Here is a 12,750-nt window from a genome sequence, read left to right as displayed (position 1 = left end):
AGGAGGACCCCGTGAGCGTAATCAGTAAATCGATTCTCCTCGTCGACGACGACCAGGAAATCCGCGAATTGCTGCAAACCTACCTCAGTCGCGCCGGCTTCCAGGTCCGTGGCGTGGCCGATGGCGCGGGGTTCCGCCAGGCAATGAACGAGGCGCCGTGCGACTTGGTCATCCTCGATGTGATGTTGCCGGACGAAGACGGTTTCAGCCTCTGCCGCTGGATCCGCCAGCACCCGCGCCAGGCGCAGGTGCCGATCATCATGCTTACCGCCAGTTCCGACGAAGCCGACCGCGTGATCGGCCTGGAGCTGGGCGCCGATGACTACATCGGCAAGCCGTTCAGCCCACGCGAGTTGCAGGCGCGGATCAAGGCGCTGCTGCGTCGCTGCCAGTTCGGCCAGGAGCGCAGCAGTGGCGGCGAGGTGTTGGTGTTCGATGAGTGGCGCCTGGATATGATCAGCCACCGCCTGTTTCACGTGGATGGCGAAGAGGTGATCCTTTCCGGTGCCGACTTTGCTTTGCTCAAACTGTTTCTCGACCACCCACAACAAATCCTCGACCGCGACACCATCGGCAACGCCACCCGTGGTCGCGACCTGATGCCGTTGGATCGGATCGTCGACATGGCCGTAAGCCGCCTGCGCCAACGCCTGCGCGACACCGAAAAACCTCCGCGGCTGATCCGCACCGTACGCGGCAGCGGCTATCAACTGGCAGCCAGCGTGGTTGCCGGCAATGCCCACTGAACACCTGAGCGAACGCCGCCGCCGTTTTCCCGTGCCGCGCTCGCTGCTTGGGCGCATGTTGCTGCTGACCCTGCTCGCCGTGCTGTTCGCCCAGGCGCTGTCCAGCGTGATCTGGGTGTCGCAGCTGCGCGCCACCCAGTTGGAGGGCCTGGTCACCAGCGCCCGTAGCCTCGCGCATTCGATGACCGCCAGCGTGAGTTACTTCCGTTCATTGCCGGTGGCCTATCGCCCGCTGGTGCTCGACCAGTTGCGCAGCATGGGCGGCACGCGGTTTGTGGTGACCCTCAATGACCGTCCGCTGGACATGCAGATATTGCCCGAAACCCCGCGCAAGCAGGCGGTGCTGGTGGCGGTGGACGAGGTGCTGCGCCAGACCCTAGGCGCCGATGTGCATATCTCGGTGGAGTTCGTCAGCGCCGAAGACCTGCGCATCTTCAATGCCGGTCTCAAGCTCGATGAACTGCCACGCTCCTGGGCTCACTACGCATTGACCCTGGAGCCGGTCAACCCGCCGGTGCTGGTCACCCAGATTCAGCTCGCGCCCGGTGAATGGTTGTACATTGCCTCGCTGTTGCCCGAGCCCTACACCAGCCTTGAAGAGCAAGGCCTGCCCGCCCAGCAGGTGTGGTTTATCGTGTTGACCAGCGGTTTTCTGCTGCTGTTTATCGGCCTGCTGGTGCATTGGCAAAGCCGGCCGCTCAAGCGCTTGGCGCGGGCGGCGCGGGACATGTCCCTGGGCGCCGATGTAGAACCGGTGGCCGAAGGCGGCGGCAGCGAAGTGGTGGAAGTGGGGCGTGCGTTCAATGCCATGCGTGAGCGCATCAGCCGTTACCTGACCGAACGCAGCCAGTTGTTCAGCGCGATTTCACACGACCTGCGCACGCCCATCACGCGCCTGCGCCTGCGCGTGGAATTGCTCGAAGACGAGAACCTGCAAACCAAGTTCGGGCGTGACCTGGATGAGCTGGAATTGCTGGTCAAGGGCGCGCTGCAATGCGTGAAAGACACCGATATCCACGAGAACATCCAGCCTGTGGACCTTAACCACGTGCTCGAATGCGTGGTGGAACCGTACCTTGCGCCCAACGGCAATGGGCGAGTCACCCAGCATGGGCACGCCCTGACCACTTACCCTGGCAAGCCGCTGGCGCTCAAGCGTTGCATCGGCAACCTGATCGACAATGCGCTCAAATACGGGCAGAACGCGCATTTGCGCATCGAGGACAACGGCATCGAGTTCATCCTGCACGTGGATGACGAAGGCCCCGGCGTGCCGGAACAGCGCCTGGAGCAGGTGTTCGAACCGCACTTTCGCCTCGCCGGGCAGCAGCAAGGCTATGGTTTGGGGCTGGGGATTGCGCGCAACATCGCCCACAGCCACGGCGGTGAAGTGAGTTTGCAGAATTTGCGCGAGGGGGGATTGCGGGTGACCTTGCAGCTGCCCCGCGGCCTCGACTGAACATACGCCGGAGCCCATGTGGGAGGGGGCTTGCTCCCGATAGCCGTGTGTCAGTCAGCCAATGTGTAGCTGACCCACCGCAATCGGGGGCAAGCCCCCTCCCACATTTTGATCTTCATCAGGTCAGATGCTTTGGCGTAAACGGGCCAAGTCGCGCAAAGGCGGTGCACCAAACAACCGGCTGTATTCCCGGCTGAACTGCGAGGGGCTTTCATAGCCCACCCGATACCCGGCTGCCGAAGCCTCCAGCCCTTCGGCAATCATCAGTCGCCGGGCCTCCTGCAAGCGCAGTTGTTTCTGGTATTGCAGCGGGCTCATGGCGGTGATCGCCTTGAAGCGGTGGTGCAAGGTCGAGACGCTCAGGTTCACTTCCCGCGCCAGGTCATCGATGCGCAGCGGCTGTTCGTAGTTACCGTTCAACCACTTGATCGCCTGGCTCACCCGATGGCTCTGGCTGTTGGCCACGGCAATTTCGTACAGGCGATAGCCTTGGGGCCCACGCAACAAGCGGTAGAGAATTTCGCGGTTGATCAGCGGCGCGAGCATCGCGATATCTTTGGGCGTGTCCAGCAGTCGGGTCAGGCGCAGCACGGCGTCGAGCAGCTGAGTGTCGATGCGGTCGACGTACATGCCACGGGCGGTTGGACGCGATGGCACGCCCATCGGCCCGGCTTCGGCAATCAGTGCGGTGAGTTGGGCCGGGTCGATATTGATGCGCACCGAGAGGTTGGGGTCATCGGGAGTGGCGTCGATAATTCGGCCGGACACCGGCATGGCCACCGAGAACACCAAATAATTGAGCGGGTCATAAGCAAAAATTTCGTCGGCCAGGCGCACTTCCTTGCTGCCACTGGCCAGGATGCACAGGGCCGGCTCCACCAGCACCGGCATGAAGTCGCGCGGCGTGTTGTGGCGGTTCAGGTACAGCGACGTGATCGCGGTGCCGTAGGAACCATCCTCCCAGGTATGGCGGTGCACAATGCTGGCCAGTTCGGCACGCTGCTTTTCCATCTCGGCATCGAGGGGCATGGGCTTGAGGTCGGGCGACGACATGGGGCGTCCTCTACACGCGGGTTTGATGGGGCTCAGCTTAGCGGTGGGTTTTCAAAAAGTGTTACGTCGATTCTGCACAATCCTTGCCTGATCCTGCGCCATTGCGTGGATCAGGCAAGCAAAGGGGCTGTCATCTCCCTGAAACATGGCGTTCGCGCTTGGAATAAATCCGCAGCTGGGACGTCCTGCCTACGCTTCTCGCAGGATTGTGCAATAAGCCTGCAGGAATTGACTAACCGTGCCCGCACCGGCGCCGCTATCTTTGATCCTGTGGCAACACGCCCCCACAGTGCTTGCCGAGCATCACTTCTCAACGGGAGAGTCGAACATGTCCACCCCCATTCCCGCGAGCCATATGGCCTTTATCCGTGCCCGTACCGGGTGCAGCACCGAACTCGGTGCACGCTTGAGCAGTTTGATCGAACCGGGCCGACAGGCTCAGGGTTGCTTGCAGTTCTCGTTGCAGCATTCCCAGACAGACCCCGATGTGTGGCTGATTTCGGGCTTCTGGAGCAGTGAACAGGCGATGAGCGCCTACTTCAATTCGCCGGCCCTGATGGTCTTTACCGAGCTGCTGAACGACATGGTCGTGCGCAGCATGGACTTCCAGACCTTCACCGATGCATCCGCCGTCAACGCTTACGACGAGTACCTGCAACTGGCCGGTTGAGAGGGTTAGAATGGCCGACTTTTAATTTTGGCCAGGACTTTCAACATGGCACGTAAACAATTTGCCCACCACGAAGCCGTTTCCGCCGTAGTGCCGGGAGAGGGTGGCTACAGCGCCGCCGTCGCCGTCAAGGCACTGGATGGCATGGGCGCTGCGCAGTTTCACAAGATCCTCGAAGGGCAGACCTTCAAGACCGCCTCCGATGCCGACGATGCGGCGACTGTGGAGCTTGAGCACTTGGTCGATGTGGACGCAGAAGGCCAGCTGACTTGGACAACTGCCACAAACTAATGTGGGAGGGGGCTTGCTCCCGATAGCGGTGTATCAGCTACACATTAGCTGACTGACACACTGCAATCGGGAGCAAGCCCCCTCCCACAGGTTGACTGTATTTCAGTCAGGCTTTGGTGGCGCCGGGTCGGTACATCTTGAACAGCGCCTCTGGGCCCAGCTGGAAATAATCCGCCGGGCCGCCACCGCGCAAAATCGGCTCAGCGGCGGCGGTGTCGTAGATCCCATCCTTGAGCAGCCATTTGGCGATGTGCACCGCGACCACTTCGCCCAGTACCAGCCAGCTGGGTACCAACTGCTGGTCGGCGCGTTGCAGCTGGATGATCTGCGTGACCTTGCACTCGAACGATACCGGGCTCTCGCTCACCCGCGGTACGCCGACGATTTTCGACGCCACCGGCGTCAGGCCGGACAATTCGAATTCATTCACGTCGGGCGAAACGGCGGCGCAACTCTGGTTCATCTGCTCGGCCAGCGGGCGCGTCGCCAGGTTCCACACGAACTCGCCGGTCTGCTCGATATTGTTCAGGCTGTCCTTTCGACCGACGCTGGAAAACCCAATGATCGGCGGAATGTAATTGAACGCGTTGAAGAAACTGTAGGGCGCCAGATTCAGACGGCCTTCGCTGTCGTGTGACGAGATCCAGCCGATCGGTCGTGGACCGACAATGGCATTGAACGGATCATGAGGCAGGCCGTGGCCTTTGGCGGGTTCGTAGAAGTGGATATCGTCGGACATCGCCTTTTCCATACTCGGTTCTGGGGCACGCATCATAACAATGTGGGAGGGAGCAAGCCCCCTCCCATATTTTTAGTCGGTGGTGATCCGAGAATGCTTGCGGGTGTCTTTCATGGTCACGTAGACCAGCAAAGACACCGCGATACACGCGGTCACATACCAGTAATAACCGGTTTCCATGCCGATGCTCTTGAACCACAGCGCGATGTATTCAGCGGTGCCGCCGAAGATCGACACGGTCAGGGCATACGGCAGGCCTACACCCAGGGCGCGGATTTCAGTGGGGAACAGCTCGGCTTTCACTACTGCGTTGATCGAGGTGTAGCCGCTGACGATGATCAGCGCCGCCATAATCAGGAAGAATGCGCCCCACCAGGTCTGGATGGTGTGCAGCGTGGTGAGGATAGGCACGGTGAACAAAGTGCCGAGGACACCGAAGGCGATCAGGATCGGCCGCCGGCCAATCTTGTCTGACAGCCCGCCCACCAGCGGTTGCAGGCACATGAAGAGAAACAGCGTGGCGGCCGAGATGGTGGTGGAGTCGGAGATGCTCATGCCGACGGTGTTCACCAGGTATTTCTGCATGTAGGTGGTGTAGGTGTAGAACGCCAGGGTACCGCCCATGGTCAGGCCGACCACGGTGAGCAGTTCCTTGGGGTGGCGCATCAAGGTGCGCATTGCGCTTTCCTTGGCTTTTTCCTTTTTGGTGAAGGATTCGGTCTCTTCCATGCCGCGACGCAGGAACAGCGCAACCACCGCACACAGGGCGCCGATGGCGAACGGGATACGCCAGCCCCACGCATACAGCTGCTCGGTGGTCAGCACTTGCTGCAGGACGATCAGCACCGCCAGGGCTATGAGCTGACCGGAGATCAGGGTGACGTACTGGAAGCTGGAATAGAAACCACGGCGTTCCTTGGTCGCCATCTCGCTGAGGTACGTGGCGGAGGTGCCGTATTCGCCACCGACGGACAGCCCCTGCAGCAGACGGGCAAACACCAGCAGGATCGGCGCGCCGATGCCGATGACTTCATAGCTGGGGCTCAGGGCAATCAGCAGCGAGCCGAAGCACATCAGGTAGACCGAGGCCATCAGGGCTTTTTTACGCCCGACCTTGTCGGCGTACAGGCCCATCAGCCAGCCGCCGATAGGGCGCATCAGGAAGCCTACGGCGAAGATCGCGGCGGTGTTGAGCAATTGGGCGGTGGTGTCGCCCTTCGGAAAGAAGGTCTTGGCGAAGTACAGCGAAAACGCGGCGTAGACATACCAGTCATACCACTCGACCATGTTGCCGACGGAGCCGCTGAAGATCGATTTGATCCGGCTGGAGGTGGTGCGTTCTTTGGTCGGCGCAGCCGCCGACCCCAGAGGCAAGGTATTGGAGTTATCCATTGAAGGATCCTTCATCTAGTTGTTTTTATGGAGCGGCGCGTGCGCAGCCTGTTCGGGCTATAGCAGGAGCTGTGCCAGGTGGGTGAAGGCCCGGTTTAGAAGGGTTTCAAGGTTTTTTTGAGCGGAAAGTTGCTGATGGTTTTGCGGGGATGAGCGGAAATCCGCTTATGGCTGCTGACGTCATCGGGGGCAAGCCCCCTCCCACATTTTGACCTCATTGTTCCTGAATAAACGCGGTCCACTGTGGGAGGGGCGGTGCGACGATTCGACTTGCCCCCGATGGCGATCGAATGGCTGCTAGAGAAACATCTCCCGTACCAACCCATGGCGCTGCATCTTTTCATTGAGGGTCCGCCGAGGCAGTTGCAGTTCGGCCAGCACCGCCTTGATATCGCCTTTGTGCCGGGTCAGCGCGGCTTTCAGGCAATGCGCTTCAAACGCCTCTTGTTGCGCCGCCAACGATTGCCCGGCCTCGATGCCTTCCGGTTCCGGCTCGCCAAGCCCCAGCACCTGGCGCTCGGCCGCGTTGGCCAGCTCGCGCACATTGCCTGGCCAGTCATGACTGAGCAGGCGCCCCAGCGCCGGGCCACTCAACGGCTCGGCGCCGCGCCCCAGGCGCTGAGCCGCATCCTGGGCAAAATGCTCATACAGCAGCGGGATGTCTTCGCGCCGCTCGCGCAACGGTGGCAGGCGCAGTTGCGCGACGTTGAGGCGATACGCCAGGTCTTCGCGAAAACGCCCCGCGCGGGCCTCCTCCAGCAAATCCGGCTTGGTGGCCGCGATGATGCGCAAATCCACATGAATGCTTTGATTGGAACCCAGGCGCTCCAGCTTCTGTTCCTGCAACACGCGCAGCAGTTTTACCTGCTGGGCCAGGGGCATGCTTTCGATTTCATCGAGGAACAGCGTGCCGCCGTGGGCATATTCCAGTTTGCCGATGCGCTTGCCCTGGGCGCCGGTGAACGCGCCGCTTTCATGGCCGAACAGCTCGGCCTCAAACAGTTGCTCGGGGATCGCGGCGCAGTTGAGGGCCACAAAGGGCTTTTTCGCCCGTGGACCGAAATCATGCAGGCAGCGCGCAACCAACTCTTTGCCGCTGCCGGTCTCACCCCGGATCAGCACGTTGACCGGCAGCGACGCCAGGTCCAGCACCTGGCGTCGCAGGGTTTGCAGGCTCTTGGACACCCCCAGCAGGCTCGATTCCAGCTGCGCGCGATGATCGGCTTGTCGATGCAAGCGGCGGTTTTCCAGGATCAGCCCGCGTTTATCCAGGGCGCGGCGCAGGCTGTTGAGCAGGGCGTCCGGGCTGAAGGGTTTTTCCAGGAAGTCGTAGGCGCCGTCGCGCATGGCGTCGACGGCCATCGGCACGTCGCCGTGGCCGGTGAGCAGGATGACCGGCAAGTCGGCATCACGACGCTGCACTTCGGCCAGCAGCTCCAGGCCGCTGAGGCCGGGCATGCGCACGTCGCTCAGGATTACGCCGGGGAAGTCCCTGGGCAACTGCGCCAGGCATTCCTCGGCACGGCTGAACAACTGCACCTCGAACCCTGACAGGCTCAACCATTGCTCGACGGCCGTACGAATGCTGGTTTCGTCATCAACCACAATCACCGCGTTCAACATAGGTCGGGCGTCTCCAGCGCAACAGGCAAGGTCAGGGTAAACACCGCGCCGTCGCCCCGGTTGCCGGCGACCAGGCGTCCGCCCAGCTCATGCACGATAGCGTAGGACACGGCCAGCCCCAAGCCGAGCCCGTCACCCACCGGCTTGGTGGTGAAGAAGGGGTCGAAGACATTGTTCAAGTGTTCTTCGGCAATCCCGCCGCCGCTGTCGCTGACGCTCAACTGCCAGAGCTGTTGATCGGCGTGCAGGCGGATTTCCAGACGTTTGCGCGGCTTGTCGGCCATGGCATCCAGGGCGTTGCGCAGCAGGTTGATCAGCACCTGTTCCAGACGAATCGCGTCGCCACGTACCCAGGCGGGGCGGGTCACGTCCAATACGGTGCTGATCGCTTCATCGCGCAGGCGCGCGTCGAGCAGGTGCAGGGATTGATCGACCACCGTGGCCAGGTCCAGGCGTTCGCGCAGGCCGCTGGGGCTTTTACGCGCGAAGGTCTTGAGGTGGCCCGTCAGCGCGGCCATGCGTGTGAGCATGTCATCCAGCGGCGTGAGTGCCTTGTAGGCATCGTCGACGCGGCCGTGATCGAGCAACAGCCGCAGCGTGGCCAATTGCATGCGCTGGGCGGTCAGCGGTTGGTTGATTTCATGGGCGAGGGCGGCGGACATCTGCCCCAATGCCGCGAGCTTGGCCGACTGCACCAGACCATCCTGGGCGGTACGCAGGGCCTGGGTGCGCTCCTCGACCAGCTGCTCAAGCTCCTCGCGGCTGCGTTGACGCAAACGCGCCAGGCGCCAGCGTTGGCTGAGGAACAGCACTAGGAACACCAGCGCCAGCCAGGACCCGGCGGCGGCAAGGCCGGCGTTGCGTTGGTCTTCGAACGGGAACTGGGGCTTGCGCAGCAGGTGCAGGGTCCAGCCTTCGGCTTTGAGCGGCAGCGATTCCCAGATGTAGTTGGCGTTGCCATCGGGACCGTTGACGCGCATCAAGTGGCTGTTGTCGTCGAAGCGCTGCAGGATGCGGGTCTCCAGCGGTTGCAGTTGCTTCTTGTCGTATTGGCGGGTGGCCTTCAGTTCCGCCAGGTCGCTGGCCGACAGCTCACGCAAGCTGCGGTAACGCCAGCCCGGCTGGTTGGCGATAAACACGATGCCGCGGGCATCGCTGACCAGCAGCAGGTCGTTGCCCTGGGCCCATTCGCGTTCAAGTTCGGGAAACTCGAGTTTGACCACCATGGCGCCGAGAAACTGTTCGTGTTCGTCGACCACGGCGCTGGAAAGGAAGTAGCCTGGAATCCCGGTGGTCACCCCCACCGCATAGAAACGCCCGGTGCCCTGGCTCAGGGTCTGGCTGAAATACGGTCGAAACGCGTAGTTGTGCCCCACATAACTGCTGGGCAGGTTCCAGTTGCTGGCGGCCACGGCCAGGCCGGTGCGGTCCATCAATTCCAGGGTGGAAGACTGTGCGGCGCCGTTGATGCGTTCCAGTTTGCGGTTGAGCAAGTCCTGGGTAGTGGCATCCAGCGGGCCTTTCAAGGCGTTGATCATCTCCGAGTCCAGGGCCAGTACGGCGGGCAAAGCGCGGTAGCGTTCGATCAGGGTGTGCAGCGAATTGCCATATAGCGTGAGTTGCTGGTTGGCGCGGGCGGCATCGTCCACCAGGGCCTGGCGTTCGGCATGGCGCGTGGCAAGCGCTGCGGCCAGTACGGCGCCGGCAATGATCAGCAGGGAGTAGAAGGTCAGGCGCAGGGGGCGAGGGATTGCGATCATACGATGATGAACAAGCCGGTAGGGGGCGAGCACCATACCATGAGCTGTCCGGAACGTGTGTGGGAGGGGGCTTGCTCCCGATAGCGGTCAGTCAGTCAGCTAATCTTTAGCTGCCACACTGCTATCGGGAGCAAGCCCCCTCCCACATTGGTTTACTGCACTTCCACCGCCAGGCTCTCACTGATCTTTTTCTGCCAGATGGCAGGACCGGTGATGTGTACGGATTCGCCATTGCTGTCCACCGCAACGGTGACCGGCATGTCCTTCACGTCGAACTCGTAGATCGCTTCCATACCCAGTTCGGCGAACGCGACGACGCGCGATTTCTTGATGGCCTGCGCCACCAGGTAAGCGGCGCCGCCCACGGCCATCAGGTACACGGCCTTGTGGTCCTTGATCGCTTCGATGGCGGTCGGGCCGCGTTCGGACTTGCCGATCATGCCCAGCAGGCCGGTTTGCTCGAGGATCTGGCGGGTGAACTTGTCCATCCGCGTCGCGGTGGTCGGGCCCGCCGGGCCAACCACTTCTTCGCGCACCGGATCAACCGGGCCGACGTAGTAGATGAAGCGGCCCTTGAGGTCCACCGGCAGGGTTTCGCCCTTGTTCAGCATCTCGACCATGCGCTTGTGCGCCGCGTCGCGACCGGTGAGCATCTTGCCGTTGAGCAACACGGTCTCGCCCGGCTTCCAGCTTTGCACTTCTTCCGGCGTCAGGGTATCGAGGTTGACGCGACGGGCCGATGGGCCGGCTTCCCAGACGATTTCCGGGTAGGCGTCCAGCGGCGGCGCTTCCAGCGAGGCCGGGCCCGAACCGTCGAGCACGAAGTGCGCGTGGCGGGTGGCGGCGCAGTTGGGGATCATGCACACCGGCAGGGACGCGGCGTGGGTCGGGTAGTCCATGATTTTTACGTCGAGCACGGTGGTCAGGCCACCCAGGCCCTGGGCACCGATGCCCAGTTGGTTGACCTTTTCGAACAGCTCCAGGCGCATCTCTTCGATGCGGTTCTGCGGGCCGCGCTTTTTCAGCTCGTGAATGTCGATGGATTCCATCAACACTTCCTTGGCCATCACCGCGGCTTTCTCGGCGGTGCCGCCGATGCCGATGCCGAGCATGCCCGGTGGGCACCAGCCTGCGCCCATGGTCGGAACGGTCTTGAGCACCCAGTCGACGATCGAGTCGGACGGGTTGAGCATCGCCATTTTCGACTTGTTCTCGGAACCACCGCCCTTGGCGGCCACGTCCACTTCCACGGTGTTGCCCGGGACGATGGAGTAGTGAATCACTGCCGGGGTGTTGTCCTTGGTGTTTTTACGCGCGCCTGCCGGGTCGGCCAGGATGGATGCGCGCAGGACGTTTTCCGGCAAGTTGTAGGCGCGACGCACGCCTTCGTTGATCATGTCGTCCAGGCCCATGGTGGCGCCATCCCAACGTACATCCATGCCCACGCGCACGAACACGGTGACGATACCGGTGTCCTGGCAAATTGGGCGATGGCCGGTGGCGCACATGCGCGAATTGATCAGAATCTGGGCGATCGAATCACGGGCGGCCGGCGATTCTTCGCGCAGATAGGCCTCGTGCATCGCCTGGATGAAGTCAACGGGGTGGTAGTAGGAAATGAATTGCAGGGCGTCGGCAACGCTCTGAATCAGGTCGTCTTGCTTGATCACGGTCATGAGTCGCGCTCCTCTATAAGGGAACATTCAATAAGGTGGCTTCAGTGGGGTGCATCGGTCGGCTGAAACCACCTTTCCAAGGCACGCCACTGGTGCAGGCGCGACGCTAAAAAGGCGCGGCAGTATAACCCGGCGCGGTGGCCGATACACCCGACTATGGTCAAACTGTCGCAGGCATGATTCCCTGTGCGCGCCCTTTGTGATTGAGCCCTTGTATGCCTGAACTCTACGTCGGCGAACGCCATTGGTCGGTAGCCACCGGCAGCAACCTGCTGGATACCTTGAACCAGGCGGGTGTGGCCGTGCCCTACAGTTGCCGCGCCGGAAGTTGCCACGCCTGTCTGGTGCGTTGCCGGGGTGAGGTTCGAAACCTGCAACCTGACGCGTTGAGCCCGGCGCAACGCCACGACGGCTGGCACCTGGCGTGCCAGTGCCAGGTCGTCGGCGATCTGCGGGTCGAAGCCTTCGACCCTGCACGTGACGGCATGGCGGCCGAGGTCGTGAGTGCCGATTGGCTGAACGCATCGGTGCTGCGTCTGCGCCTGCTTCCCGAACGCGGCTTGCGGTACAGGGCGGGGCAGCACCTGGTGTTGTGGGCGGGGCAGGTGGCGCGGCCGTATTCCCTGGCGAGTTTGCCCCAGGAAGATCAGTACCTGGAGTTTCATCTGGATTGCCGCCTGCCCGGCGCATTCAGCAATGCGGCGCGACAATTGAAAACCGGTGATCGTCTACGCCTGGGCGAGCTGCGCGGCGGGGCGCTGCAATACGACCCGGACTGGCAATCGCGGCCGCTGTGGCTGCTCGCCTCCGGCACCGGCCTGGGACCATTGTGGGGTGTGTTGCGTGAAGCGCTGCGCCAGGATCACCAAGGCGCTATCCGCCTGATTCACTTGGCCCATGACGCCGAAGGGCATTACCTGGCCGCGCCCTTGGCGGCGCTGGCCGCGAGCCATCCGAACGTGACCGTGGAGTTGTGGACGACGGCACAGCTGGACCAGGCATTGGCACAACTGCGGCTCGTTTCCAGGCAAACCCAGGCCTTACTCTGCGGGCACCCCGTCAGCGTCGAGGCGTTCGCCAAGCGCTTGTTCCTGGCGGGACTGCCGCGTAATCAATTGCTGGCCGACGTGTTCCTGCCCCGTGGTTGAGCGCTGAATCCTCCCGCCACGAGATTCGCCATGACCGACGCCATCGCAGGCCCACAATCGACCGAGTTGTTTGAAAGGTGCACGGTCAAATGTGGGAGGGGGCTTGCTCCCGATAGCAATGGATCAGTCAGTTTATGTGTGACTGATCCACCGCTATCGGGAGCAAGCCCCCTCCCACATGTTTTCCAGCGTG

The 12,750-nt window shown here is 62.2% G+C and carries 11 protein-coding genes; 5 read left to right on the top strand and 6 right to left on the bottom strand.

All coding sequences use genetic code 11. The features are described 5' to 3' along the window. The first annotated feature begins 11 nt into the window (after positions 1-11). Positions 12-746: a response regulator gene (locus QF045_RS24850; protein ID WP_124364221.1), complete on the top strand. Its 735-nt coding sequence runs from the start codon at positions 12-14 to the stop codon at positions 744-746. Beyond that, the gene (locus QF045_RS24845) at positions 736-2,205 is read left to right on the top strand and encodes an ATP-binding protein (RefSeq protein ID WP_306494446.1); all 1,470 of its coding nucleotides are present in this window, start codon (positions 736-738) and stop codon (positions 2,203-2,205) included. The genes QF045_RS24850 and QF045_RS24845 overlap by 11 nt, the downstream gene beginning before the upstream one ends. A gap of 123 nt (positions 2,206-2,328) precedes the next feature. On the opposite strand, the gene QF045_RS24840 is transcribed toward QF045_RS24845, so the two are convergent. Continuing rightward, positions 2,329-3,258, bottom strand: a complete 930-nt coding sequence (locus QF045_RS24840; RefSeq protein ID WP_306494445.1) for an AraC family transcriptional regulator — start codon at positions 3,256-3,258, stop codon at positions 2,329-2,331. A gap of 328 nt (positions 3,259-3,586) precedes the next feature. On the opposite strand from QF045_RS24840, the gene QF045_RS24835 reads away from it, so the two are divergent. Next, entirely contained in the window at positions 3,587-3,928 is a 342-nt protein-coding gene (locus tag QF045_RS24835) for an antibiotic biosynthesis monooxygenase family protein (RefSeq protein WP_306494444.1), read from the top strand. A 45-nt stretch (positions 3,929-3,973) separates the two neighbouring features. Next, entirely contained in the window at positions 3,974-4,219 is a 246-nt protein-coding gene (locus QF045_RS24830; protein WP_306494443.1) for a hypothetical protein, read from the top strand. Positions 4,220-4,325: 106 nt separating this feature from the next. Here QF045_RS24830 and QF045_RS24825 read toward each other — a convergent pair whose 3' ends face one another. The 5 genes from QF045_RS24825 to QF045_RS24805 form a co-directional block, all read right to left on the bottom strand. Continuing rightward, positions 4,326-4,958 (bottom strand): flavin reductase family protein, encoded by a 633-nt coding sequence (locus QF045_RS24825; RefSeq protein ID WP_306494442.1) that lies wholly within the window; start codon positions 4,956-4,958, stop codon positions 4,326-4,328. 72 nt (positions 4,959-5,030) lie between these two features. Further along, positions 5,031-6,350 (bottom strand): MFS transporter, encoded by a 1,320-nt coding sequence (locus QF045_RS24820; protein ID WP_306494441.1) that lies wholly within the window; start codon positions 6,348-6,350, stop codon positions 5,031-5,033. Between the two features lie 297 nt (positions 6,351-6,647). After that, complete coding sequence (locus tag QF045_RS24815; protein WP_306494440.1) at positions 6,648-7,973, bottom strand: sigma-54 dependent transcriptional regulator; 1,326 nt, start codon at positions 7,971-7,973, stop codon at positions 6,648-6,650. Continuing rightward, the gene (locus QF045_RS24810) at positions 7,967-9,733 is read right to left on the bottom strand and encodes an ATP-binding protein (protein WP_306494439.1); all 1,767 of its coding nucleotides are present in this window, start codon (positions 9,731-9,733) and stop codon (positions 7,967-7,969) included. The genes QF045_RS24815 and QF045_RS24810 overlap by 7 nt, the downstream gene beginning before the upstream one ends. A gap of 152 nt (positions 9,734-9,885) precedes the next feature. Then, the gene (locus QF045_RS24805; protein WP_065887574.1) at positions 9,886-11,409 is read right to left on the bottom strand and encodes a fumarate hydratase; all 1,524 of its coding nucleotides are present in this window, start codon (positions 11,407-11,409) and stop codon (positions 9,886-9,888) included. A 215-nt stretch (positions 11,410-11,624) separates the two neighbouring features. Between QF045_RS24805 and QF045_RS24800 the strand changes: the two genes are divergently transcribed. Next, positions 11,625-12,557, top strand: coding sequence for an iron-sulfur-binding ferredoxin reductase (locus QF045_RS24800; RefSeq protein WP_306494438.1), 933 nt, complete (start codon positions 11,625-11,627; stop codon positions 12,555-12,557). Positions 12,558-12,750 lie beyond the last annotated feature (193 nt).

The organism is Pseudomonas sp. W4I3, from assembly GCF_030816195.1.
In the GTDB taxonomy this organism is placed as follows: Bacteria; Pseudomonadota; Gammaproteobacteria; order Pseudomonadales; family Pseudomonadaceae; genus Aquipseudomonas.
The sequence above is the reverse complement of the archived record's forward strand: the minus strand, read 5'-3'. Positions and strand labels throughout refer to the sequence as shown.

Excerpts from the sequence above, each read along its gene's own strand:
- QF045_RS24810 (WP_306494439.1), bottom strand. The coding sequence starts at position 9,733 with ATGATCGCAATCCCTCGCCCCCTGCGCCTGACCTTCTACTCCCTGCTG.
- QF045_RS24800 (WP_306494438.1), top strand. The coding sequence starts at position 11,625 with ATGCCTGAACTCTACGTCGGCGAACGCCATTGGTCGGTAGCCACCGGC.
- QF045_RS24820 (WP_306494441.1), bottom strand. The coding sequence starts at position 6,350 with ATGGATAACTCCAATACCTTGCCTCTGGGGTCGGCGGCTGCGCCGACC.
- QF045_RS24805 (WP_065887574.1), bottom strand. The coding sequence starts at position 11,409 with ATGACCGTGATCAAGCAAGACGACCTGATTCAGAGCGTTGCCGACGCC.
- QF045_RS24835 (WP_306494444.1), top strand. The coding sequence starts at position 3,587 with ATGTCCACCCCCATTCCCGCGAGCCATATGGCCTTTATCCGTGCCCGT.
- QF045_RS24840 (WP_306494445.1), bottom strand. The coding sequence starts at position 3,258 with ATGTCGTCGCCCGACCTCAAGCCCATGCCCCTCGATGCCGAGATGGAA.
- QF045_RS24830 (WP_306494443.1), top strand. The coding sequence starts at position 3,974 with ATGGCACGTAAACAATTTGCCCACCACGAAGCCGTTTCCGCCGTAGTG.
- QF045_RS24825 (WP_306494442.1), bottom strand. The coding sequence starts at position 4,958 with ATGTCCGACGATATCCACTTCTACGAACCCGCCAAAGGCCACGGCCTG.
- QF045_RS24845 (WP_306494446.1), top strand. The coding sequence starts at position 736 with ATGCCCACTGAACACCTGAGCGAACGCCGCCGCCGTTTTCCCGTGCCG.
- QF045_RS24815 (WP_306494440.1), bottom strand. The coding sequence starts at position 7,973 with ATGTTGAACGCGGTGATTGTGGTTGATGACGAAACCAGCATTCGTACG.